This window comes from Rhizobium sp. SRDI943, assembly GCF_057653695.1.
In genome coordinates, this window is sequence record NZ_JBYGKN010000002.1 from 968,728 (window position 1) to 991,374 (window position 22,647).

28 protein-coding genes and 4 pseudogenes are annotated in these 22,647 nt (G+C 58.9%); 10 read left to right on the forward strand and 22 right to left on the reverse strand.

From position 1 onward, the window contains the following. Window positions 1-10 precede the first annotated feature (10 nt). Genes AC245Y_RS28755 through AC245Y_RS28780 form a run of 6 tightly spaced genes read right to left on the reverse strand, consistent with a single transcriptional unit; the run spans window position 11 to window position 3,513 of the window. Complete coding sequence (locus tag AC245Y_RS28755) at window positions 11-199, reverse strand: CbtB domain-containing protein (RefSeq protein WP_017996633.1); 189 nt, start codon at window positions 197-199, stop codon at window positions 11-13. Window positions 200-255: 56 nt separating this feature from the next. Continuing rightward, window positions 256-582, reverse strand: coding sequence for a nitrile hydratase accessory protein (locus AC245Y_RS28760; RefSeq protein WP_012763449.1), 327 nt, complete (start codon window positions 580-582; stop codon window positions 256-258). Between the two features lie 10 nt (window positions 583-592). Then, a complete protein-coding gene (gene nthA, locus AC245Y_RS28765) occupies window positions 593-1,210 on the reverse strand; it encodes a nitrile hydratase subunit alpha (RefSeq protein ID WP_017996632.1) in 618 nt (205 codons plus the stop codon). Window positions 1,211-1,237: 27 nt separating this feature from the next. After that, on the reverse strand, window positions 1,238-1,978 hold the full coding sequence (gene nthB, locus AC245Y_RS28770; protein ID WP_003554331.1) for a nitrile hydratase subunit beta: 741 nt from the start codon (window positions 1,976-1,978) through the stop codon (window positions 1,238-1,240). A gap of 29 nt (window positions 1,979-2,007) precedes the next feature. Further along, a complete protein-coding gene (locus tag AC245Y_RS28775; protein ID WP_003554329.1) occupies window positions 2,008-2,505 on the reverse strand; it encodes a DUF1097 domain-containing protein in 498 nt (165 codons plus the stop codon). 33 nt (window positions 2,506-2,538) lie between these two features. After that, on the reverse strand, window positions 2,539-3,513 hold the full coding sequence (locus tag AC245Y_RS28780; protein WP_003554327.1) for a CobW family GTP-binding protein: 975 nt from the start codon (window positions 3,511-3,513) through the stop codon (window positions 2,539-2,541). 521 nt (window positions 3,514-4,034) lie between these two features. Here AC245Y_RS28780 and AC245Y_RS28785 point away from each other — a divergent pair. After that, window positions 4,035-4,421 (forward strand): DUF983 domain-containing protein, encoded by a 387-nt coding sequence (locus AC245Y_RS28785; protein WP_003554325.1) that lies wholly within the window; start codon window positions 4,035-4,037, stop codon window positions 4,419-4,421. 797 nt (window positions 4,422-5,218) lie between these two features. Here AC245Y_RS28785 and AC245Y_RS28790 read toward each other — a convergent pair. Next, a complete protein-coding gene (locus AC245Y_RS28790; protein WP_003554323.1) occupies window positions 5,219-5,533 on the reverse strand; it encodes a BrnA antitoxin family protein in 315 nt (104 codons plus the stop codon). After that, on the reverse strand, window positions 5,530-5,775 hold the full coding sequence (locus AC245Y_RS28795; protein WP_003554321.1) for a BrnT family toxin: 246 nt from the start codon (window positions 5,773-5,775) through the stop codon (window positions 5,530-5,532). Before AC245Y_RS28795 ends, AC245Y_RS28790 begins: the two co-directional genes overlap by 4 nt. 95 nt (window positions 5,776-5,870) lie before the next feature. On the opposite strand from AC245Y_RS28795, the pseudogene AC245Y_RS28800 reads away from it, so the two are divergent. Continuing rightward, window positions 5,871-5,943, forward strand: a pseudogene (locus tag AC245Y_RS28800) (spike base protein, RCAP_Rcc01079 family); the annotation flags it as partial. A gap of 287 nt (window positions 5,944-6,230) precedes the next feature. Here the strand turns inward: AC245Y_RS28800 and AC245Y_RS28805 are convergent. Both AC245Y_RS28805 and AC245Y_RS28810 read right to left on the reverse strand, forming a co-directional pair. After that, window positions 6,231-6,440: a hypothetical protein gene (locus tag AC245Y_RS28805; RefSeq protein WP_003554319.1), complete on the reverse strand. Its 210-nt coding sequence runs from the start codon at window positions 6,438-6,440 to the stop codon at window positions 6,231-6,233. A gap of 19 nt (window positions 6,441-6,459) precedes the next feature. Further along, window positions 6,460-7,158, reverse strand: coding sequence for an SOS response-associated peptidase (locus tag AC245Y_RS28810; RefSeq protein ID WP_017996628.1), 699 nt, complete (start codon window positions 7,156-7,158; stop codon window positions 6,460-6,462). Between the two features lie 401 nt (window positions 7,159-7,559). Between AC245Y_RS28810 and AC245Y_RS28815 the strand changes: the two are divergent. Beyond that, window positions 7,560-7,991 (forward strand): annotated as a pseudogene (locus tag AC245Y_RS28815) (hypothetical protein); the annotation flags it as partial. Window positions 7,992-8,075: 84 nt separating this feature from the next. On the opposite strand, the gene AC245Y_RS28820 reads toward AC245Y_RS28815, so the two are convergent. Then, window positions 8,076-8,402 carry a hypothetical protein gene (locus AC245Y_RS28820; protein ID WP_003554317.1) on the reverse strand — a complete coding sequence of 109 codons (327 nt, stop codon included), beginning with the start codon at window positions 8,400-8,402 and terminating at the stop codon, window positions 8,076-8,078. 110 nt (window positions 8,403-8,512) lie between these two features. On the opposite strand from AC245Y_RS28820, the pseudogene AC245Y_RS28825 reads away from it, so the two are divergent. Further along, window positions 8,513-8,632: pseudogene (locus tag AC245Y_RS28825) on the forward strand (ATP dependent DNA ligase); the annotation flags it as partial. Window positions 8,633-8,789: 157 nt separating this feature from the next. Here AC245Y_RS28825 and AC245Y_RS28830 read toward each other — a convergent pair. Beyond that, window positions 8,790-9,029, reverse strand: a complete 240-nt coding sequence (locus AC245Y_RS28830; protein WP_003554314.1) for a hypothetical protein — start codon at window positions 9,027-9,029, stop codon at window positions 8,790-8,792. A gap of 198 nt (window positions 9,030-9,227) precedes the next feature. Further along, window positions 9,228-9,476, reverse strand: a complete 249-nt coding sequence (locus AC245Y_RS28835; RefSeq protein WP_003554311.1) for a hypothetical protein — start codon at window positions 9,474-9,476, stop codon at window positions 9,228-9,230. Between the two features lie 135 nt (window positions 9,477-9,611). Here AC245Y_RS28835 and AC245Y_RS28840 point away from each other — a divergent pair. Together AC245Y_RS28840 and AC245Y_RS28845 are read left to right on the forward strand one after the other, a co-directional pair. After that, window positions 9,612-9,835: pseudogene (locus AC245Y_RS28840) on the forward strand (spike base protein, RCAP_Rcc01079 family). Further along, window positions 9,835-10,098, forward strand: coding sequence for a hypothetical protein (locus AC245Y_RS28845; RefSeq protein WP_020487110.1), 264 nt, complete (start codon window positions 9,835-9,837; stop codon window positions 10,096-10,098). Before AC245Y_RS28840 ends, AC245Y_RS28845 begins: the two are co-directional and overlap by 1 nt. A gap of 540 nt (window positions 10,099-10,638) precedes the next feature. Here the strand turns inward: AC245Y_RS28845 and AC245Y_RS28850 are convergent. From AC245Y_RS28850 to ku (AC245Y_RS28860), 3 genes are read right to left on the reverse strand one after another with little or no spacing between them, the layout of a single operon-like run. Next, on the reverse strand, window positions 10,639-11,235 hold the full coding sequence (locus tag AC245Y_RS28850; RefSeq protein ID WP_026157636.1) for an SOS response-associated peptidase: 597 nt from the start codon (window positions 11,233-11,235) through the stop codon (window positions 10,639-10,641). Between the two features lie 28 nt (window positions 11,236-11,263). Further along, window positions 11,264-12,091 (reverse strand): non-homologous end joining protein Ku, encoded by an 828-nt coding sequence (ku, locus tag AC245Y_RS28855; RefSeq protein ID WP_017996624.1) that lies wholly within the window; start codon window positions 12,089-12,091, stop codon window positions 11,264-11,266. Window positions 12,092-12,100: 9 nt separating this feature from the next. Further along, window positions 12,101-12,994: a non-homologous end joining protein Ku gene (ku, locus tag AC245Y_RS28860; RefSeq protein ID WP_017996623.1), complete on the reverse strand. Its 894-nt coding sequence runs from the start codon at window positions 12,992-12,994 to the stop codon at window positions 12,101-12,103. A 76-nt stretch (window positions 12,995-13,070) separates the two neighbouring features. Here ku (AC245Y_RS28860) and AC245Y_RS28865 point away from each other — a divergent pair, with 76 nt between their 5' ends. From AC245Y_RS28865 to AC245Y_RS28875, 3 genes are all read left to right on the forward strand, one after another. Further along, entirely contained in the window at window positions 13,071-13,325 is a 255-nt protein-coding gene (locus tag AC245Y_RS28865) for a hypothetical protein (RefSeq protein ID WP_017996622.1), read from the forward strand. A gap of 354 nt (window positions 13,326-13,679) precedes the next feature. Beyond that, window positions 13,680-13,994: an EamA family transporter gene (locus AC245Y_RS28870; protein ID WP_017996621.1), complete on the forward strand. Its 315-nt coding sequence runs from the start codon at window positions 13,680-13,682 to the stop codon at window positions 13,992-13,994. Between the two features lie 149 nt (window positions 13,995-14,143). Then, entirely contained in the window at window positions 14,144-14,893 is a 750-nt protein-coding gene (locus AC245Y_RS28875; RefSeq protein ID WP_017996620.1) for a sulfite exporter TauE/SafE family protein, read from the forward strand. Window positions 14,894-15,393: 500 nt separating this feature from the next. On the opposite strand, the gene AC245Y_RS28880 is transcribed toward AC245Y_RS28875, so the two are convergent. The 6 genes from AC245Y_RS28880 to AC245Y_RS28905 all read right to left on the reverse strand — a co-directional run bounded on the left by AC245Y_RS28880 (window position 15,394) and on the right by AC245Y_RS28905 (window position 22,102). Then, window positions 15,394-16,836 carry a DUF1254 domain-containing protein gene (locus AC245Y_RS28880; RefSeq protein ID WP_017996618.1) on the reverse strand — a complete coding sequence of 481 codons (1,443 nt, stop codon included), beginning with the start codon at window positions 16,834-16,836 and terminating at the stop codon, window positions 15,394-15,396. 30 nt (window positions 16,837-16,866) lie between these two features. Then, window positions 16,867-17,244, reverse strand: a complete 378-nt coding sequence (locus tag AC245Y_RS28885; protein ID WP_026157635.1) for a hypothetical protein — start codon at window positions 17,242-17,244, stop codon at window positions 16,867-16,869. Window positions 17,245-17,357: 113 nt separating this feature from the next. Then, entirely contained in the window at window positions 17,358-19,160 is a 1,803-nt protein-coding gene (locus tag AC245Y_RS28890) for an adenylate cyclase (RefSeq protein WP_012763443.1), read from the reverse strand. Between the two features lie 228 nt (window positions 19,161-19,388). Beyond that, window positions 19,389-20,666, reverse strand: coding sequence for an alpha/beta hydrolase (locus AC245Y_RS28895; RefSeq protein ID WP_012763442.1), 1,278 nt, complete (start codon window positions 20,664-20,666; stop codon window positions 19,389-19,391). Window positions 20,667-20,767: 101 nt separating this feature from the next. Next, window positions 20,768-21,784: an Lnb N-terminal periplasmic domain-containing protein gene (locus AC245Y_RS28900; RefSeq protein ID WP_017996617.1), complete on the reverse strand. Its 1,017-nt coding sequence runs from the start codon at window positions 21,782-21,784 to the stop codon at window positions 20,768-20,770. 51 nt (window positions 21,785-21,835) lie between these two features. After that, window positions 21,836-22,102, reverse strand: coding sequence for a hypothetical protein (locus tag AC245Y_RS28905; protein WP_012763440.1), 267 nt, complete (start codon window positions 22,100-22,102; stop codon window positions 21,836-21,838). Window positions 22,103-22,291: 189 nt separating this feature from the next. Between AC245Y_RS28905 and AC245Y_RS28910 the strand changes: the two genes are divergently transcribed. Beyond that, the gene (locus AC245Y_RS28910; RefSeq protein WP_012763439.1) at window positions 22,292-22,630 is read left to right on the forward strand and encodes a DUF2147 domain-containing protein; all 339 of its coding nucleotides are present in this window, start codon (window positions 22,292-22,294) and stop codon (window positions 22,628-22,630) included. Window positions 22,631-22,647 lie beyond the last annotated feature (17 nt).

Below are 22,647 nucleotides of genomic sequence, written 5' to 3' on the forward strand. Positions count from 1 at the left end.
AGATTAAACCTCAGTGGCAGGGAAACGCATTGGCATGACGGGCGTCATGCGCTGCGTTGTGAACGATTTCGATGTGCGAGAACCCGACGAATCCCACGATCACCAGACCGAAGAAGACCGCCGTCGCGGCCTGGAGGATTTTCGCGGCCGACGTCGTGAGGTTTGGCGCCGCGATGGCAGTGGAGGCTGAGATTGACATCCTGATACCTTTCAAGTGTTTGAGTAGAGCGCCAATTTGGCAAGTTTTGACTGGGATCAGGCCGCCAGAGCGGCCACGATCTCTTCAGGGTCGACGACACCAGCTTTCACGATGGCCTTCTCAAGGGCTGTCAGGAACTGGTCGTAGTAATTCCAGCTCGAGCGATCGATGGGATGCGCATCTTCCCAATCCTTGATCGTCGCGATCAGTTCGTCTCGGAAATCGTCCCATTCGAAGGCGCCGCTCTTTGCGAGGGCAAGCGCCATTCCGAACGAGGACCGTTCCCATTGAGAACCGAAGCAGAGGGAACCGTTGGCGCGGGGAGGGTTGTCGGGCTCCCCCATCATTTCCGTAACCGCGAAATGTTCGAACTGGGTCAACATCGCATCCGCCTCAAGCGGCCTTGGCGATGGCGACGCCCATCATGGCTTCGGGGGTTACGAGAGCCTCAAGCTCCGTCTCCGTCAGCCCTTCGGTGCCTGGCGGGCGTTCCGGGATAACGAACCAGCGGATCTGTGCGCTGGAATCCCAGACTTTGATCTCGATGGTCTCCGGCACGGGCAGACCGAACTCGTTTAAGACCGCGCGCGGCTCGCGAGCTGCGCGGCTGCGGAATGTCGGATCCTTATACCAGTACGGCGGCAGCCCCAGGACTGGCCAAGGGTAGCAGGAGCAGAGCGTGCATATGATGAGGTTGTGGACGTCTGCAGAATTGGCGACTGCGCGCATATGTTCGCCCTCCGCGCCCGCCATCCCTTCGGGAAGCTCGAGTTCGGCGATCGCTGCGGGGGTATTGGCCACCAGGCGGTCCTTGAAGGCGGGGTCGAGCCATGCGCGGGCGACGATCTTGGCGCCGTTGAACGGTCCCATCTTCGTTTCGAAGAAATCCAGGATGGTATCGACGGTCTTGTCCGTGATGATGCCTTTCTTGATCAGGAGGGCCTCGAGAGCTTTAACGCGCGCGGCACTGTAGGCTTCGCGATCTTCGCGGTATTTGAAGCGGTCGATCATCTGAGTGTTCTCCTATTGCTTTGCGCGTCAGGCGGCTTGGGCGGCGACGGCGCGTGGGGATTCCACGTAATGGGCGTAGAGATCCGCGTAGAGGCTGAAGTTCGTCTCGGCGTTGGTGGGCCAGAGTTCCTCGGGCTCGAAACGGATGCAGTAGACCGGCATCGCCGCGCCGATCCCGTCCGTTCCCGTGTCACAGAGGTAGACGTAGGCGCCGTCGTAGACAGTCTCGACGGTTCCCGTCTTACCCCGAAGAAAGCCAGGCAGCCTGGTGTGCTCGACCGATGGGACATTCCTGATCGAGACGAGGTCGCCAACGGTGAAATCGAAGGATACCTCCGCCTCGCGCTTGGGGCTGTCGCCTTCGACGAGATATTGAACGACCCGATCGTCGATCGCCTGGTCGCCGGCCGTCGGCACGGGTATCGAGGGATCAGCGTAGTATTCCTCCGTCAGGGCATCGAGTTCCTCGGCGGTGATGTAGCCCTTGTCGATGAAGTAGCCGGAAATGCCGCCGAGCCATTTCTCGTAGTATCGGTATTTGAAGTAGTCGAAGGGGTTGAGAGATTCCGCACCCTTGCGCAGGTCCGCCCAGGTCCAGATGCTTGAGAATGCAGACGGCGTCGCCGGAAGCGAGAGCTGAGAGGACAGGGCCATCATTGCGGTGTGGATACCGAAGATGCGGGTCTCCCATGTCTCCACGAAGACACGTGTTTCCGTGCTGACCGGGCCAAGGCCTTCAAGGCCGCCGAGATAGTGTTGGAGCTTCATCGAAATTTCCTCTTGAGCGATTGGTGTGGCTACGCGGTGGCGGGCTTGGTGGAGAGTAGCGACGTGCCGATTTCCGACAGAAGGCCAAAGGCGCCGCCGAGCAGCATTGCGGCCATGGCGACGAGGGTTGGATGGTTCATTCCTGACGTGACGACAGATGTATTGGTGGCGGCCGTCGTGCCGACCAACGACGCGAAGCCAAATACGATGGCCGGCGGGAAGTTCAGTATCTTGATGGAGGACACCATCACCATGGCCGAGGTACCGAGGCCGACGAGTAAGGCGACAAAGATCGGATGCTGCGGTCCGTATTGGATCACCAGCAGCGTTAGCGACGCGATGATGATACCGGTCCAGTTGGACACGATGCTCTTGACGAGGCCATGCTGCCCGCCGCCGCAGGCATAAAAAGACGCCCATGCAATGAACGTCACCCACACCGGAACAGGAAAGACGGTAGCGGTGATATAGGTGTCTATGGCGCCCAGGACGCCAAGGCTGATCATTGCTGCTACGAGAGGGGGCATGTCGTGTCTCCTTGTGTGAAAGCGGGGAATGGGTCAGGACGCCAGGGCTTGGCGTGGTACGATGCAGCGCTCGAACCCCGCTCGCAGCATCTCCTCGTCAAGGTTGCGACCGATGAAGACGATGTCGCTTGAGCGAATCTCGGACGGTTGCCAGACCTTTCCCGGCCGGCCTTCCAAGGTCATGTGGATGCCATGCAAGACATATCGCCTGGCTTCCCCAGCGAAGCTGAGCACGCCTTTCATCCGAAACAGGTCGGCTCCGATGTCCTGCACCAGGCGGGTCAGCCAGCTATTGAGCGCCACCGGATCGAGAGGCTCTGGCTCGCGGAAAGCTACGCACCCGATAGTTTGATCGTGCTCGTGCTCCTGTTCTTCCAGGATCTGCGGATCGATTTCGAGCACGTTCTTCAAGTCGAACGCGCCGATGCCCACGACATCTTCAAATGCGACGCCGCAATCCTTGGTCGGGATGATCCGGGCCAGGGGATTTCGTCGCCTTAGATCCCGCTCGACTTGTAGAAGATGATCCTCGTCGACGAGATCAACCTTATTCAGCAGCAGGACGTCGGCAAAGCTGATCTGTTCGACTGCTTCTTCTTGCGCGAGTTGTCCTTCTATGTGTCGGGCGTCGACTACGGTGACGATCGCGTCCAGTTCCAATCGGGCGGACAGGACGTCGTCGAGGATGAAGGACTGGATGACGGGCGCCGGATCGGCTAGTCCCGACGTCTCGATGATGAAACGATCGATCTGGCGGCCCGACTGAAGCAGGGCTCTAATCGCCGCGATGAGGTCGTCGCGGACGGTGCAGCAAATGCATCCGTTGTTCAGTTCCACGATCTGATCGTTGGTCTGCACGACAAGTTGGCCGTCGATGCCCACTTCTCCGTATTCGTTGACGATGACGGCGACGCGCTCGCTGCTCTCGAACGAAAGAATCCGATTGAGTAGCGTCGTCTTACCGGCTCCGAGGAAGCCCGTGAGTATGGTGGTTTTCAACTTCGACATGGCTGCCGTCTCCGCGTCTGGCACAGCTTCGCCACTCCCGCGATTGCAGGCCGGCAGAGGGGTCGCTATGCAAGTTTTCGGTGTTACGAAGGGTGAATTGTCCCGATCGCTTGACCGGCATTACAGGTAAACTTGCGAAATTGCGCAATGCGGCGAGGGTTTCAATTTCGGCCAAAGGAATCGCAAAAGCTGCCAAAAAAAGCCGCTTTTTGCGGTTTGCTGATGAAATAATCAGCGTGCCTAAAATACATACAGGTCATGCCCTGGAGATGTTCAAGCGTCGGTGGGCTTAGCCAATTGCTCAAAATTAAGGGCGCGCTGGCAAAACCAATCGACACAGTGAGACGAGCGGACTCCGCTGTTCGTTCCCATGCAAGCTCTCCGGCAACCCTCGGCGGATCGAAGTCCTTCTACGAAATGATCGATTGGAACCCGACGTCCCGCCAAGAGTTCGCTTCTACATTACCGCCTAAGTAGGGGGCACTAACCGCCTTTGACCGCGCGATCGAGGGAATCCGGAGATGAAAACGGAATACGACGAAACGACAGTCCCCGCTTTAACTGGTATCAAAGGGCGTTGCCCACGTTGCCAGCGGGGACATCTGTTCAATGGCCTTCTATCCCTCGCTCCGGCCTGTGAAGTCTGCGGCTTGGACTACTCCTTCGCGGACCCGGCGGACGGGCCGGCATTCTTCGCCATGAGCATCGTCGCGGTTCCCGCGCTTGCCTTTGCTCTATGGCTTCAGTTCACCTTCGACGTTCACCTCTGGGTCCATCTGGTCCTGACGGTTCCACTGACCGGGCTGGCATGCATATTGTTGTTGAGGCCTCTGAAAGGATGGCTGGTCTGCTCGCAGTACTTCCACAAAGCTGAAGAGGGTCGGATCGATCGAGAGTGGGGCAAATGAAGGCGAGCACGATCGCGAACCGCAGGGCTCCGTCGCAAGGTCGGAGTCTACGCTCGCCGTCGCCGCGATCCTCTTGATCGCCTTGGCGGGCTGGATCCTTCTCAGGCCGCACCCAGCGGCCGCACCTGCGAACAGGTTCCTTCTACTTGCCCATCCTCGACATGTTCCTATAACGAGCACAGCCGTGCTCATCGATCTGCTGGCTGGGCAAGAGCAAGAGGAAATCGGCTAATGAGGTCAGCAGTGGCCGGAAGATACTCGATGCTCGCACGAAAATGATAGTCCATCATTCCTGATTGAACTTCCCGCGACTCAGCAGGAGCCCGGCTAGCGAAGTGACTATGATGGCCGCGGCGGCGAATACCGTGCCGGGGCCAGTCAGATGATAGCTGCCAATGAATGTGCTCATTTGAAGAGCGGCACGCGCGGCATCGGCGAAATCGGAGTATCGATGAAGTTGACGCGGTCGTTGCCAGCCACGCCACCCCATGAACCCAGGCTTATCGTCATCACTTTTGATCGGCACTTCGCCGTCGAACGAATCGTGAAGTTTGCGAGCGATCAGCAGATGACCATCCCCTGTCTGGTCAGTACGTCCTATGATTGGGATTCAGGGCTCTTGTCAGAGCCGGCGCGGAAGTCGCCTTCCCTGAAAATCTCGCAGCCGGTCTTGCGCTCGATGATCAATCGCTTTTGCCGTGTGGCCTCACCCAGGAAGAAGCAGGACGGGTTATTACCACCCTTCGCGCCGAGCTCAAGCCTGCATTTGCGGGGCAATGATAAACGGCCGCGGAGTGCTATAGCCCTACCGCCTTCCGCAGTGTCTCATTTATCCGGCTTTGCCAGCCTTCGCCTTTGGCCTTGAAAGCATCGACGACTTCTGGATCGAGCCGAATGCTCACGGCGACCTTAGGATTATTGGACTTAGGCCGGCCGCCCAGGTTCTTCCTGATGGACTCGGCCAACTCGGGAAGGGCTTCGGCAAAAGGTTTGGCCTTGGCCAACTGTTCATCCGTCGCCTCTGGGGCGTCGGGATCGCTGGCGATTTGCCTCTGGATCTTCGCTTCTTCAGCGTCGGAGATTTTCAGAACACTATCTGCGATGCGGGTCATAGGATGCTCCTTTCCTTACGGCTGGCTTTGCGCATGGAGATTACCGAAATGGCTTCAGAGCCGAGGGTGACGAACACGACGGCAATCACGCCATCACGAAAGACACCGATGGCCATGAGGCGTTCGCCTTTGGCCGGGACGACAACGGAGCCTGCAAAGAAAAGCAGATCGAGATCGGCAAAGTCGAGCCCGTGCTTTTCGATATTGGTCCGGCGCTTTGCTTCGTCGTAGGTGATCTTCATGGATATTGTATATACGGAAACAGACCTAATTTTACAATAGGTTCCTGCATATACGGAAACTGGTTCTATATACGGATCTCGCAAGGAAAACTGCAATGGACCCTTCGATTGCTCCGGCCTCGCGGGCCGCCGCGGTGACCCCGAACGATACCGCCATCGCTTCCGCGGAATCGATCAAGCGCCGCCGAAGCGGCAATTTGGAATGGCGTCGACGCAGAATCCCTTCAGCCTCGAGGAGGTTAAGGCTGCGCAGAGGATGCATGACCCGCTACTATTTCGACATGCGTGCTGCAGAAGAGGTAATAACTAAGTGTACGTCTTTGGCAGTATTTGTGAATTTACACTGGAGTTGTCTTTGGTATTGTGCGCCCGGCCGCTCGGCGATGTTGCCTAACCCCAAGCAATCGAACTCCTGTGCGCCGGGCGGTCGTCCGACCTCACATATTCGAATGACGCTATTCTTTATTATCCATCAATTTCTCGGAAAGATGATGCACCAAGGCGTCATGATTCGGTGAACTCTGGAGCGCATCGACAGCCGCAGCGAGGGCGAATTGCCCGCGACAGCTCTGAATGTCGCAATGATGTTGCGAACACCATTCGGTCACCGCATCGACCACAGTTTCGATATCGTGATCGGAAAGGGAGGTTAGCGCTTGAAACATCTTGGTGATCCTTTTCGTTTTAGACAACCTCTATCGCAGCAATCGTCTCTGGCCCGCCTCTTTTGTCATTGTTCAGCCGTCGCGCCACCGGCCACTGGCTCATCAGTGCGGCCGGAAAGGGCTTCATGAGGTCTGCAGGGTCTGGTTCTGTCGATAGCCAGCGGGCATAGTCGTTCCGATGCAGGATAACCGGCATACGATCATGGATCGTCGCCATCATTTCGTTCGGTGCGCAGGTCAAGACGGCGAAGTTGAGGATATCGATGCCTGATGGGTGGCTCCAGATCTCCGAAATACCGGCCAGAGCGAAGGGCAAGCCATCCTTCATGGCGATGGCGTATGGCTGCGACCGACGACCAGTCTCCAACGTCTCCCACTCGAAAAACCCGTTGACAGGTATCAGGCATCGGCGCGCCTGATAGGCGAGACCAAACTTTGCATTCACAGCAATGCCTTCGCACGGCAGATTAGCCGATGGCCTACGTCGGGATGGCTTCATCCAAGACGGTGTGAAATCCCAAATGGCCATCACAAAAGTCGACGCCGAGGCTCCCGGCTTCTGCGCGCTGCCGCTGATGATGATTGGATAAACTTCCTTGGGATAGCCGTTGTAGCGAGGGAAGCGGTCATCCAAGCCATCAACTTCGCCGCGATCAGCAAAGGTGAAATGGCCGATCAGCTCATCTAAGGATGAATCTACAAAAATACGGCGACACACAATGTTCAGTCCCTGTGATAGCCATAGGCTGGCCGCGCGGCGCGGTAGCAGCCACGCTTGCTGCGGCAGCCAGTGTCATGAGCTTCATGCCTTGGACTCCTCTTTGCGGATGCCAATCAACAAATACTGGTGGACTAGTTTCGGCCATCCATCCTGAACCTCAGATGAAAGGCAACGGGGAAAGGGAGGGACGCTCAAACACACCAGTCGTTGCGCCCCTTCTGGTTCCAGGTCGTGGTGAATCCCTCCCGAAGCAACGTCTTTCATGCGCTTCGCAGGGTCCCTGAAACGAGTGTCGCCTTTGTTCATCCCTTCATTCGGTGGGTTTCACCGTTCGCGCCGTAGATGAACAAGGGAGGGTGTCATGGGTTTCGTTGCATCGACCAAGTAATTTAAGCACTATGCACAAACTGCTTCTCTCCGCCGCCGGCTCGGTGGTCGCTGCTTTCCTCATGTCGTCGCCGGCGCATACGTTGACGATGAAGGAGTGCAGCACCAAGTACCAAGCCGCCAAGGCCGACGGCTCTGCCAAAGACGTGAAGCGCAACGAAATCCGCGCAAAGTTCTGTGGCGCCGACGCTGCTGCTGCTGACAAGGCTGACGAAGCAGCGTCACCGCCACAGGCGAGATGGAATCGGCAAAGCCGACGACCGCGGCGCCGAAGTGCGTCAAGTTTCCGAGGGAGATCGATAAGAAATATTCTAGCGAGACGGCCGATAAGCCCGCCTGCAGACCTCCCACCATCCGCCAAGGACGCCGGCACGCTCGGCGAGCTGAAGTGGATCCAGAAGGGCGTCGGCTATTGGAGCCTCGGCCACGCGAGCATCGAGGCGCCGCTGGTTGAGCTCAGGCTCTTTCCCGTTGCGCGACAAGCCAGCCGGCACATAAGCCGCCTGGTGACGAAACCAAAACAGGCGCTATTCCACAGTAAATGTCCCGCCCCCCTTGGAGTATTTCTTACCTCCAAGCGAATTGATCGTTGCACATTTTTCCTTACCGAACTTCTCGCACATCTTATTATCTTTGATGCTCCATGTCCCCTTGTAGGTGGCCTTGTCCCCGTCGACAGTCGCTTCAATCGTCCCGTCTGGTTTATAAGTTGTGACGCCCGATTGCGTCTTTGACTTCCAGTGAATTGGGTGGCCTACCAACTCGCTTTTCAACTGCTCCGCCGTCATGGTTGCGGCATATGCACCGGATGCGAAGGCTAGCATAATGAGGCCAGAAACCGTGATCGCTTTCATCGTGCACTCCCTTCTCCTTAAGCGAATATTGTAGCCGCTATAGAGCACCGGGAATATCCATCCAAAATGCTTATCTCGACATTCAAACCTGCTGGAGCCCGCCCGTCGAGCGCAAGGGAGCGATATTCGTGAAGCCGAAGCTGATCGCCGAGATCGAACACCGGGCGTGGACGGATGACGGAAAGCTGCGGCACGCGTCCTATAAGAGGCTGCGGGAGGAGCAGGAATAACGCGGCGGTTAATAACTTGGGGTGACGTTCAAGAGCTACCGTCCGCAATCGGCACAATGTTTGACAATTCCCATCAGACCCAAGGCAAAAACCATTGTCAAAAAGGAGCTTACCGCCAACGCAATGGGCACAGCGATAAAGAACTTCGCCTTTGGCTTCACCAGGAGAGCGCAGTGGAAGCTTTCAATCGCAACGCGACAGCAAGCCTCCTGAAACCAATCGACTTATCGTAGCGCGCCGGCTCGCTTCGAAGGAGAATGGCCACGAAGATGCACCGCACGCCGTTGTTGAGGATCACGATAACGATGTGGCTGTCGAGCTCGGCATCGTTGCCATTGAGCTTTCTGAAAGACTTTTCTCCTCGTGATTCGGCCACCGTGAAGCGCTTCAGTGACAATGATAGTCACCGGCCTCGTGGTTCGTATGGCTCACCGCCATGAGCGAAAGCGCCGATTGCTGACATAGCGAATACGGTCGCTGCGAGAGCGATTCTAATGATTTTAGCGGTTGAGTTCCCATCCCTTTACTCGCAGTAGCGCGTACGCTTGCAATGGGTTAGGGCGTTTCAACTACAAGTGTATGTGGTAATGGCCCGTCATCTGCAACCATTTGACTTTCCTATTGGGCCGCCCGTGGTCCAGTTTGTGATTTGGGATAGCCGTTCGAGTTCGACGTCCAGTAGCGTTCGGATTTCTTCCGGAGACTGATCGACGAAAACCAGTCTGGCGTTCTCTCTGACCAAAAATAGTTCCGTTTGATGTTTGTCCTCATCGAACCGCATCTGGATCACGGCGTCCATGTTAATCCAGCGAGTAATCGTGCCGTCGGTCAACTTCACGAACATCCCATCCTCCCAAAGGTGGCCACTCCCGAACCGAACCAGAAAATCTAGGGTCGGTTCCAACCATATCCAGGTGGGGAAGGCGAGATGTGAATGCTTCCAAAAGCTGCGTCGCATGCACCGAGTAGGGAGTATTAGTTGGATCCCTCGATTGCTCCGGCCTCTCGGGCTGCCGGGCGATACTGCCATCGTCGGTGCGCGGGCCCGCTATATGGCACGGCCGGCGATATTGCTATCGCGCCGCGTCGAGACATGACCCTGTCATCTTCAAGAGCGTGCCCGCCGGAACGATCCAGCCGGTTCACGCCGCCATCTTGGCGCTGACCGGGATCGCGGCCTCCAACATCATTGCATTATGCTGATGGACAACGGCAACAACGTCTCGCTGAATGAGATCGGGATACTGGGTAGCGCCGCCAAGGTGTCGCAGTCCAACTTCATCACCACCTATCCAGTAGATCAGAAGCCGAGCACCATCTGGCGGCCAATGAGGCAGGCGGAAGCGTGGGAACTATGCGAGTCGCAACCGATTTGGGGGAAGAGTCCGACGATGATGGCTGGATTTGTTGCCATGGGCTTCCCGTCGCAACAGATCGACGGGTTCAAGGCGGCGGCTTCTCTCTGACGGTCAGGGCGAAAGATAGCCGTGATGTATGCCATAGCGAATTGCAATCAAAAAGGAGCCGCCAATTAAGAAGGCGAGCATAAGCGCTTTACGTGTTTCACTCTGTAGCAATTTTGCCCTCCACAAAAGCGGGGAAGTAGGCCTTCCTCGGATTTTGGCAACGAACTTCTGCTGAAAATTCACAACCCGGAGCCACTCCGTGTTCGTCCATAACTGGCGCAAGGTCCTGAAGCGCGCCTGGAGCATCCGCCTCATGGTGCTCGGGCTTCTCTTTTGGCGGCGTTGATGCGGCCCGTCGCGAGGAGATCAAGAGCTTTACGAAAACCGTCGAGATGAAGGGTTGAGCCTTGCGAGTAAGGGGTTGGGAAGGGTCGCACTTGCGGTGTGCCTCGCCGCGTCATCGAGTGGTCAACTCTCGGCCCAGGAGTTCGCGAGGCCGTCGTCCACGCCACCATCGGCGAATGGCTTGGCGATGGATCGACATTCTGGATGGCCTCGGAGATTGCAATGCTGCGCACCTGCATCTCGGTGAGGCGAGCGTCAGTCGCTTCCAGCTCGCACCTGCTCCACCGAGAGACTTCCCGCAGGCAGCGGCTTGAGTAGCTGATCCTGGGGTTTCGACAGCGCCAGCCAGTGTCTCCAATCTTCAGGTTTCAGGATAACAACCTGTCGATTATGGATTGGCGCGACATCCGGGCTCGGCTTCGTCGTGAGCATCGTCATCGACGCCGGCTGATTGCCTTCGCCTTCGCGCCACAGCCCGGCAATAGCGAATATCGCACGGTCGGCGAGCGTAAACCTGTGCTTGGCCTTCGGGTATTTCGTTCCGGTAAACTCGAAGAAGGCCGACGCCGGGATGAGGCAGCGTTTGCTCTGTGAGAAATCCCGGTTTTCCGAGACGAAATTAAAAACCGGTCCGCCTTTGCGTCCGGCAGACGGCGGAAACCCGAACTTGGCGGCGAAGAGTTCGAACTCATCGCCAGATGTCCGGACCACCGGGGCGATATCACCGATTTTGATGTCATCGGCCGTGGGTAGATCGAGTTCAGACTGGTGCGCCGGAATGCGCAGGGCGAGAGACTGCATCATCTCGCAGTACTCTTTCCAGCGAATATGTTGTTCATAGTCATTGCACATAGCGGGACCGCTCGTCAGCCAGGGAGGATTATCGGCCCGCCTTCTTTCGACCTTTAAGGTCGGCTTCGACGCTCTTCTTGAGGGCGTCCATGATGCTGATGACGTTTGATGGCTTCGCGTCGTCGTCTTTTTTACTGTTGGCCGCCTTGGACGATTTGGAGGGCTTTAGAGCCTTCTTCTTGGTCGCTATCAGCTTCAGCAAGCTCTCCTGGATCGGATCGCTGACCATCGAAGGCGACCATTTATCCATGCGCCGCTTGATCATTTGGGTGATGGCAGCGACCGTCGAGGTGTCAGCCTTCTTCTCGATCCCCTGGAAGTACTCCTCCTCAGGGCGAACCTCGTCACCGAAGCGCAGGGTCCAGACAACGATGCCCTCATCGCGCGGTTCTAGGACCACCGCACGTTCTCGCCGGCCGATTACTACCCTCGAGACGCCAAGGACCTTTTCTGCCTTCATCGCATCCCTTATGACGGCAAACGCCTCGTTGCCGATCTTGTCGTTAGGAACGAGGTAGTGGGGTGTTTCAAGGTAGATCCACTCGATACTTTCGCGCGGAACGAACTTTTCGATATCGATCGTCCGCACGGTCTCCAGATCAATTGACTCGAGGTCTTCGTCGGTCAGCAGAACGTAGTCGTTTTCACCGCGCTCGTAGCCTTTGGCTTCGTTTTCATCCTTGACGGGCTTTCCAGTCACGGAATCGACGTAACGGGACAGGACGCGATTGCCGGTCTCTTTGTTGAGCGTGTGGAAACGGACCTTCTCGCTCTCCGATGTCGCCGGGCTCATTGCCACGGGACACGTGACAAGCGAAAGCTTGAGGTAGCCTTTCCAGTATGGACGGGGTGCCATTGTTGTTTCCTAGCTGGCTTTTTTGTGAGTGGTCTTGGCAGCTGTTTTGGGAGCGGCCGCCTTGGTCTTTTTCTTCGCGTTCGCGTTTGCAGCCTTAGTCTTGGATTTGGCAGCGGGCTTGGCGTTCCCCATTCCAGCGCTTTCGCGCAGGGCCTTCAGAAGGTCGTTGGGCTTTGACACCTGAACTGGCTTCGGCTTGGGTAGTGAGCGGCCCTCCGACTTCGCTTTCACCAGATCGGCGAGGGCGGCCTCATAGCGGTCATCGAACGTCGCCGGATCGAAATCACCCTTCTTCGTGCCGATGATGTGCTTGGCGAGGTCGAGCATTTCTCCCTCTACCTTGATCTCCGAGACCTCCTTGAATGCCTCCTTGGACGGCCGCACCTCGTAATCGAAATTGAGTGTCGTCGCGATCAGGCCGCGCCCGTGGGCGCGGATAAGAACGGTGCGCATCCGTCGAAAGAGAACCGTTCTCGCTATCGCGGTGACGCTGGCCTTGCTTAGGGCATCGCGAAGGCCTGCAAATGCGTCTTCTGAGACTTCGTCTGTCGGTACAAGATAGTACGGCTTGTCGAAATAGACATCGTCGACCTCGGAGCAGGAAAGGAACGCCTCGATCTCGAGCATCTTATCGGAATCCGGGATGACGGCGGTCACCTCTTCCGGGTCGATCATGATGTATTCGCCGTTCTCAACCTCGAACCCCTTCACCTGGTTTTCCCGCTCGACAGTCTCCTCCGTCTCGCTGTCCACGAACTCGCGGCGTACGGGGTTCCCGGTTGCCTTGTTGATCGTCCGGAAGGAGATGCGATCCGAGGTCGACGCAGCAGTATAAAGCCCGACGCCGCAGGTGATTTCCCCGACCTTGATGTGGCCTTTCCATTGAGCCCTATGCGCTGCCATGATTTTCCCTCCGGGCGGAACTTTCCAATTAACTTGTCGTTCGGCCTTTCGTTCCGAAACTACGGGGGAGATGTGCATGTCAGCGCCGCATGAAGACCATAGCGAAGCCCTTCAGGACGGAGAGGCGATCCTGCTCAATGCCGTTCTCATGTGGTTTCGGTTTTATGGTGTCCCCTTCGATGAACGGGCAGCCGATGTCTTGTGCGAACGGGCGATGTTGCTCTACGCAGAGGGGCGAGGCCAGCGTTACATAGAAGGTGACCTCATCCGGACGTTTTCAGGTCTGATGGCCATGAGGGTCAACGCTCCGTCTTCGGCTCTAAGCCATTGAGCAATTCGTTTTCGCTGATCCGAACGGTGATGCTATCGTCCCCAATCCTCCGACAAGGCGACTGACGCCATAAAGTCCGATTTCAAAAGCTGCTCGGGATCGTCCGAGTACTATCTCCACTGCTTCACGATATGTCCGGCCAATTCGTGCCACGCGTTTTTTGGCATGTTTTGAAAGCCAGAGTGGCGGTTGAAGGGCAACCCTCGGAAAGCCCGAGCTTCGAAACGCGTCGAGTTGGGCGTAAGTCGACTGATCACCAACCAGGGTGTACGCCGAGATCAAGGACGGGGGACAGTCTCTGATGGACTGATGGTTCGCCCGGCGTTAGACAAGCGCGTCAGCAGGAGTTTACCGATGCGTGTTGCCGTCATCCTCTTCATAGCCGTGTGCCTATTCCTGGCGGGAGCGACTGCTTCGCGCGCATACGTGGGCAACTCTAACTTTTGGCTGCTCGCAACCGCGCTTGTCCTCTATACATTAGGCAATCGTTCGATGATCGCTCTCATGCGGACAAGCGGTCTTTCCCTTGCTATTTCGTTGTCGTCGGTTGCGCAGCTCATCGCCATCAACGCGATCGCCGTGTTGGTTTTCGACGAGCGGCTCGGCTGGCATCAGGCGGTTGGCGTCCTCCTCGGGATAGCATCGGTTACGCTTATGGTGATCGGATGAATGGCTCTCAATTGCGTTTCCTTGACTACGGCGAATGGCAGTCGTGGGGTGGGCTCTTCCGGACGCGCAACGGCGTGCAGCGATTTGACGGCGGTATTTGGACAACGGGCTCGGCCGAACTCAGGCTTGGGTGCTAGGGCGACCTGAACATGTACGATGCAATGCTTCTTTTCCTTGCTGGCCTGTTAGCAGGCAGCATGAATGCGTTGGCGGGCGGCGGGTCATTCGTATCCCTGCCTGCGCTGATATCGGTCGGAGTGCCGTCGGTATCCGCAAACGCGACAAGTACCCTGGCCCTGTTTCCCGGCGGCATGGCGAGCTCGTGGGTCTATCGTGACGGGGTTAGGAGTGTGTGCGGCGTCAAGGTGATGCCCATTGCCATCGTGACGGTGATGGGTGGCGTGGCCGGCAGCATTCTATTGCTGCTAACACCATCGAGGATTTTCGATGGGATCCTGCCATGGCTTTTGCTGGTGGCGACATTGATGCTCGCTGCAGGTCCGAGGCTCAGCGCCCATTTGCAGACGCGGGCACGTCCGAGTATTCTGGCATTCGCAACGGTTCAATTCTTTCTCGGTCTTTATGGCGGCTATTTTGGTGGCGCCGTGGGTCTCATGATGCTTGCGGCATGGAGCGCGCTCGGGGGCGGGGACATCAAGAGCCTGAATCCGACAAGAATGGTGATGGTCACTGCCGCCAACGCCGTCGCCGTCGTCGTCTTCGTACTTGCCGGGGCAATCGTATGGCAGGAGTGCATTCCCATGACGATTGGAGCCGTTATCGGCGGGTGGATCGGAGCGCATATCGGACGAAGGCTGCCATCACCCGTCGTCCGGATGCTAACCCTCGCGGTCGCCTTTTTAACGACCGCGGTGTTCTTTTCGCGAGCTTACCTTTGAGCGAAGGTCCCGTACCCCTCAGGCTCTCAGTCGATAAATTGCAGTTGAAGGAGCCGAATTCCTCCAAAATGCTCAAGGAGTTGGACGAATTGGATCGCGGGAAAGCGTCGATCCAGCGGATGTGATTGAAAACGCACGAACGATCGTCATTGCCGCCGAACATTGAAGGCACGCCGATGAGCTGGTGCCCGGTGTTCGCCTTTCCAAATTCCATGACGTCGCACCACCGTTGAGCCTCCGGTTCCTGCGGCAGCCGCACGAGATCGTCGATCTTCTGCGGTCGCGGAGCCTCCTGAGCGTGAGCAAAGGCAACATCGTTAGGGCCAGAAAGCCCGGCGATCTATTTCAAACTCTTGTCCTTCCGGCTAGTTTTCGAAAGCGAGGACTGGTCTACAGCCCAATTTCATGTCGATGTCCAGCCGGTCAAGGCGCTCCGGCTCGAGGAGCGCCCTGTCGACCCTGCCGCTCGCGGAAAGATTCCAGTCGACGTTCAGCGCTTTCTACGAGACCCGCTTCACGCCGGGCGGCTGCCACGTACCTTTCCCCGCAGGCAGGATCGAAGGCGCCTCCGTCTTTGGCCAGTACAGGCGCATCACGAGATAGATCGTGCCGTCCGGGGCCGGAAGCCAATTGGCTTCCTTGTCCGCTCCGGGGCTGTCCTTCTGGATGTGCAGCGTCAGCGAACCGTCCGCATCCTTCTTCATTCCCGGCAACATCGGAGAGTTGACGAGGTAGCGATTGATCGGGTTCTTGACCAGCAACTGGCTCTTGCCGTCGTACATGGTCACTGACCAGAACGAATGCACTGGCGGCAACTGGCCCGGCGGGAAGGTAATCGTGTACTTGTGCTTGCTGCCGTCGAGCGGCTTTCCGCTCGCATCTGTTCGGGTGAAGGGGTACATGGCCTCTGCTGCATCGTTGCCATAGAGGCCTGCCTTGGCAGCGCCTGAGCGCAGCAACCAATCGCCGTTGTAGAAGGCCTCGTCACCAAGCAGCGAGCTGACGTTCCAGCCGTTGATGGGCTTGTTTCCGCTGGCCAGCCACTTGTCGATCTTGTCGTCACCCTGCTTCATGCCGACCAACAACTCGGCCTTATGCTCAAGCGGCAGATCCTTGAATTCGAGAGTCTTTCCGGGCCCGATGCCGATCCTTGCAAGCTTCGCACGGATGACCTTGTCCCTTGACGTCTCCGGGACGAATTGCAGAGCCACGTCGAGATATTCGAAGAAGTTTTTCTTGATGCCGGCGGTGGTGGCGGGAAGGAACTCGATCGTCGGTGCGGCGGGCGGGGCGGGTTGCTTGAGGAAGGCCGAAAGCGGTTGCGCCTTATAGCCGCTCTGCACCTTTTCCACGTTCGCCATATCTTCGGCGTCGATAAGCTGTGTCCGGAAGTTGGCGAATACGAACGGGGTGCTCGAGGTGAAGACCTGCTTGACGCCGTCGGGCTTCGCGCCTTTCCAGTCGGGTCCGACGACGAGATAGGAACCCGGCTCGGTTCCCGTGGTGCGCGAGCCAATATAACCGAAATTGTAGGTGTTGCCGTCGATAAGCTGGACCGAGTAGTAGCGTTCCTTTTCGACCGTCGGCACCGAGATCACCATTGGTTCAGCACGCAAGTCCAGCCAGAGGATCGAGTAGGGCGTGTCACTGTTCGGCGTGATGATTGCCGTGTCCGCCGGGCTGGCGACCTGATGCATGTTGTTGATGTCGTTAAACGGCGCCTTGAACTGTCCGGAGTTCCTGTCCACGGCGAACTCGTTCATGACCGCATAGTTCATCACGAGCGGCAGGCCGTAGATGAAGCCTTCCTCGGCGATATCCATGGCCTCCAGCAGGCTGGGCCATTCTTCTTTGTTCTGCGCAAGCACCGGGGTAGACTTGGCCGTTGCGGCAACGAGTGCGGCCATCGCAGCGGAGCGGAGCAGATCGCGTTTCGTAAGCATGTGAACGTCCTTTCGGTTCGCGGCGTGCGATCAGGCACGCTGAGGTGACAGGGTAGCGTCATGCGGCCGCGGACATCGAGCGAACAGAGCCGACCTAGTCCTGACCATGAGGAGGTATGCGCCTACTTCGGAAACAGGAACGGTCAGCCCGATTTGGACGCCGTGCCCTTCGGGGCCGTCGTCTGGAGCCGCTGCCCAGTTTCGAAGCTCGCCCGTCAGGCTGATCGGCTGTTCGTTGACCTTGACCAGCTTTCTGATGAGGGAGGCGATGGGATTCGACAGATTCTTGGCGAGATCGGTGCTCGAACCCTGGCCGTAGACCGGCGCCCCCACGCCGAGGGCCGCGGCGACGGCGAGCGTCAGGGACCTCTTCGCCGGCAGGGCGCGGGTCGATGCGGCATTTGCCATTTCTCTCTCTCCATCCGATGCTCAGGCTGGCGGCGAGGCAGTCTGGGTCATGCGCCGCAAGAATGACGGAACGGGCCGGAGGAAGAAACGTATGTTACTGTAGCGTACAGCCTTCACGGGCGATATGAGGCGTCGGAGACCCTGAATTCGGCTTCGATATCAGTCGCGCTGGGCACTGGCAGTCCAGCGCGTCGTAGCGCTGCGATCATGCGCATGCTGTCCTTCGGCGGCAGGTTTCTCTTCCGGTTCTCGGCTACGATGTTGGGCAGATAATCGGGGCGCATTTTCATAAACACCTCGCCCTCGTGCTTCGCTTCTGCCAACAGCCCGGCCTCGGAGTAGATGACCGCCGCAACGCCATGGAAGAGCGGAAATTTCTGCAGGTCGGCTTTACGGATCAGCCGCACCGCCATCTCGTGATCGTCGAGCATGCAGGCGATCAGGGCGCGCGTCCCGAAGTAATATCCAGAGCCGCCCGGATTGAGCTTGATCGCACGATCCAGCAATTCGCCGCCGCGCTTCCATTGCCCCGAGAATGCGACACGCGTTCCGAGCTCCCCCAGGAACTCCGTGTCGTTCGGGTTGGCGGCGAGCGCCGCTTCGCCGACATCGAACGCCTCTTTCGTCTCGTTGTTGAAGAACAGGGCCGTCATGAGCGCCTGCAGGGCGCGCGTGTTGTCGGGCTCGAGCGAGACCGCCCGCCGCGCCGAACTGAGCGCGCGCTCCATCGCGGGACCCTTGTCACTCTGCGGATTGAACTCGAACCGACCCTCGTCGAGTTGGATGATCGAGAGCATCGACCAAGCCGTCGCGTAGGCGGGGAAAAGCGCCACGGCGTTCTGCAGGCAGTCGCGCGCGACCTGATGCTTTTCCGGATTGAGCTCCTCGCGGTATGCGTAGTAGCGCAGGGTGCAGTCATGGACGCTCATATCGTCCGGCGGCGGGTTGGCCGCTATCGATTTCGCGATGATGCCGTAAGGCTGAGCGATCGCCGTCGCCACCTTGCTTGCGACATCCGCCTGAATGAAGAAGAGCTCGTGCGTGTCCAGGTTCTCGTCATAGTCCTGCGACCACAGGATGGATCCGTCGGAGGTGTCGACGAGGCGCACGGTCACACGGACCTTGTCGCCCGCGACGCGAACCCCGCCTGCGACCAGGTAACGGGCGCCAAGTCCTTCGCGCACCTGCGACGCCTCGACACCTGGGGGCAGTGCCTTTGATGTCTCGCGGCCGAAGACGGTAATCTCCTTGAAGCGGGGAAGGGCGGTTAGAAGCTCCTCGGTCAGTCCGGCTGCATAACGTGCAGCCTGCGGGCCGTCGCCGAGGTCCGCGAAAGGTGCGATCACAAGGGTCGGCTCGCCCGGAAGTTGCTCGGCGGAACGACCGGGTGCCGGCCCCTTCAGAACGCCGGCGTAAAAGCCAAGCCCCGCGAAGACGAATGCCACGAGCACGGCCAGCACGGGCCAGGCGAGACGCCGCCACGCGAAAGCCCGGCGCTCGGAGACGTCTTCCTTCAGCGCATCCCCGGCCGCTTCCATCGGCGCCCCATTCCACGTAAAGGTCGGCACATAACCGCCCTTGGGGATGTCGATGCGGATCGGATCGCGCTGGCCTGCGACGAGATAGTAGCGTTCGATGACCCGGCGCAGACGTCCGGCCTCGATGCGAACGACGGGATCTTCCTGAGAGAAGCCCGCGCTTCGGTTGAACACTTCGATCGCGATCGAATACGCCTTGAGGCGCGGTGCCCGGCCTGCAAGCGTCTCCTCGGTGACATATTTCAAGAAGGCAGCGCCACGTCCGGCGCTCGGAAACTCGCCGCTGGACAGAATGCGTTCAAGCTGCGCCCTGACCTCCTCATGGGTCGGACAGGGGCGCTCGGCCCGATCGTCGGGCAAAGGCACCGAGGTTTGCATTGCATCCTCCCCCTCGTCACAGATATGCGCGACAGTTAAAGCTTGTATTCAGATCCCCTTATGCAACCTATTCCCCCAATAGCCCTTCGTCTACCTGAAAGAAGTTTCAAGGCGGATCGCGTATGTGCCAGGCAACCGGTTGGGGACGACGCCGCCGAAGAACAAGGCCCCGGACGGGCATATGACGACGAGCGTGCCAGGCGTTGCGAACTCAAGCGGCGCCTCCCGCTATCGCTGCTTCCGGCATGCCGGGTCGGCCGGCGTCGCCGCGCAGTTCTTGACCGCGATCTTCTGCGTCCCGCCGTCTTGTCCGGTCAGACCGCCGACATGATTGGCGTAGTTGCTGCGAGTATCGGCGTCGAGCACCGCGACCGGGGCGGTCAGTACGAGGCCCGCAGCACTTCCGGCCGCCGCCGCCACGTTCGTCGTCCCCGCAAGGATCGTGTCGCCAAGACCGACCCGGCTGTCGGTCAGGGTCTGCCCTTCGGACAACCGCTGGCCGATGAGCTGGACGACTTGCGGTGATTCCGCGAACTTGCTGTGATTGAGGTCGTCGCTGACCTTGATCTTGGTCAGATCGATCACCGACACCTTGTAGTCGGCGAGTTCGGTCTTGTACGGCGCGGTTTCCGGATCGATCGAACCGAGGCGCGGGATGTTGCCCCAGACCCGCCGCGAGAACGCAAGCGCCTTGTCGTCGCGCGAGACGAAAAGCGTGAATTGCGGATGGGGGTCGCCCATATCCTCGATCTGCGATCGGAAGACGTCCACGTCGACGTCCGGAGCGGCCAGCATGACGTTCTTGAACTTTGCCGGGAGACCGCCGTTGCGGATCGCCATCTGCCGGAGCGCTTCCAGCGCCAGCCAGTTGCCCATCGAGTGGGCCAGCACGTTGACTTCCTTCACGGTGCCGTCTTTGGCGAGATACTGAAACAGGGTCTCGAGCGCGTTGCGCGTGTAGTTGGTGCTCTCGCGGTCATAACCATAGGCGAGCAGGCTGCCGCGCGATGGCCAGGTCACAAGGACCGGCGTGCTGCGGACATTGGAATCGTGGACGATCTGAGCGAAGCGGTAGACACTGTCCTCGAAGCGGTTGTTGAAGCCGTGGATGAAGACCAGGACGCTGTGGTCGCGGTTCCTTCTGACCGAGGCGTTCAGCCAGCCTTTCGCCGCTTCGAGACTAAGCGCGTCGGCCTTCAGCGTGGCGAAGTCGGTCTTCGGATTTGAAGGCAGCCTCTTGGGCCAGGCAACGTCGCCCTCGTTGCGGACCTTGGGCAGCGAAACTCTCATCTGTGCGAAGGACGGCGTGCGGGCGCGCTCGCCCGTGAACATCTCGCCGGAAACAGTCGATCGGGCACGCGTGGTCGCGACCAGCATGTCGACGCGACTGGTATCCGGCACGGTGTCCGCAACGGGGAACAGCACGTTCTTCGGATGTCCGCCGCAGCCCGCGAGCACGACCAGCGCGAGGCATGGAAGAAGTCGCCGGATAGGACCAGCAGTCATCAAACGAAACAAGCTCAAGTCCCCCATCCGCATTCCGGCTACATCCTGACAGGACGGACCATGCCTCAATCCGTGCGTATCCCATCGTATGTTACTGTACGCTACGGCCCAGCGACGACGACCGGGAAGGGCACGCCGAGACGGATCGCCTTCGAGAAGTCGGGCGACAAACCATCCGCCCGCGCCCGCACATCGATCTTGGCAATCTCCCGCAAGCGGTCGAGCGGCATCGAGGTGTCGACGGCTCCCCGGTCATAGGCGTAGTCGGGAAGATAACCATTGACGATCAGTCGCCAGTCGAACGGTACCTTGTCTCCAGCGACCCGCATCAGCTTGGCGACGGTTGTCGCGCAGTTGGTCGTGATCGAGTTGTAGAACTGCGGCGTCCGGGCGAGCGCGTTGGCCTCGGCGACGTACTCGAGCAGCAGGTTGCGCGCCTGCTCGGGAGTGGCTCTCAGCCGGTAGATCTGGACGTCCTCGCCACGCACGTTGGAACGGACGCCGACGACGTCGCGTTCGTCCGCGGCAACAACCACCAGCGGGTCGTTCTTGAAGAGGTCGGCAAGGGGAGAAAACCCGCCGCCGACCTTGTGGCGCACCTCGATCGACCAGGCGAGCTGTTCGCCGCCTTCGAAGCCGAAGCTGAAGATGACATGCGCGATCTTCGGCCCCGCCCAGTATGACATGAACAGGTCGACCGTCCTCACCTTGCTCACATCGTAGGTTCGCGTCGTCCAGCGCTCGGTAAAGTCGGAGTTGCTTCGCCACTCGAAGTCCCGGACATCGGTCAAGGTCAGCGAATTTCCGTCGATGCGACCCGTGACCTGGCGGGCGACGTCAGGAGCCCATGCGGCGTTGGCTTCCGGCTTGATCGAGCTCCACCAGAAGAGAACCAGCGCGAAGGCGACCGCAAATGAAAGGATGGCTCTCCTGCGCAGCCGGCTGGCAAGCGCCGCTACTGTGAGGAGACCGAAGGCGAGGAAGACGCAGGCGCCGATCGCCCGGCCGGCATCGGGCAGGGGCAGGCGATACCAGAACGCCAAGGAGCCCCAGGCTGTCAAAGCCGCCACGATCAGGGCGACCGCGAAGATCAAGATGATCGCCATCAGTCGAGGCATGTTGTTCCTTTCCTGTAGCCGCCGTGCCACCACGACGGGGAGATCGCGACTTCATCGGGCTGCAGGGAATGGCACGACCTTGGCAAGATCCAGCATGGTGTGAATTTCCTTGCCGAGCCAATCCATGAGTTCGAGCGCCTCGGCGTAACGTTCATGTTGCCCCGGGGCCGTCGACGACTCCCAGTCCCGCACGAGCTGGTCCGCGATGGAAAAGTCGTGGCACAGTTCCCGGAAGCTTTCATTGCGGGAGGCGAGCGCTTCGATCTCCAGCGCCTGCTCGGGAAACCTGCGCTTGGCGAACTCCGTGTCATATTGCATTGCATCGCTCCCGCCCAGGCGAGGCGAAGGCTCCCGCACATCCGCGTAGTCGCCGTGAAGATGGCACAGAACCCGGCCGACACCATGTAGGTTACAGTAACACACCGCGAGTTTCTTGCGGTCGGCAGCGCATGTGTGGTCCATTCGGTCACCGGCCCGGCGGCGGGCCAGCCATGCGAGGACCTTACCATGAAGCCCATTCTAGTCTCCGTCGCAGCGCTGCTGATGTCGACCGGACTGGCGAGCGCAGCCGAGCCGATCGTCGGAAACTGGAAGACGACGCTCGGAGACACCGCCGCGATCGAGCCGTGCGGCGGCGGTTTCTGCATCACGCTGAAGAGCGGCAAGCATACCGGCAAGAAGATCGGCGCGTTCGAAGGCAACGGCGGCAGCTATTCCGGCAGGATCACCGACCCCGACGCGAACAAGACCTACGACGGCACCATCAGCGTCTCCGGCGACACGGTTACCCTCAAAGGCTGTGTGATGAAGGTCGTCTGCGAGTCGCAGAAGTGGTCACGCCAATAGTCCGGGGGAACAAGCGG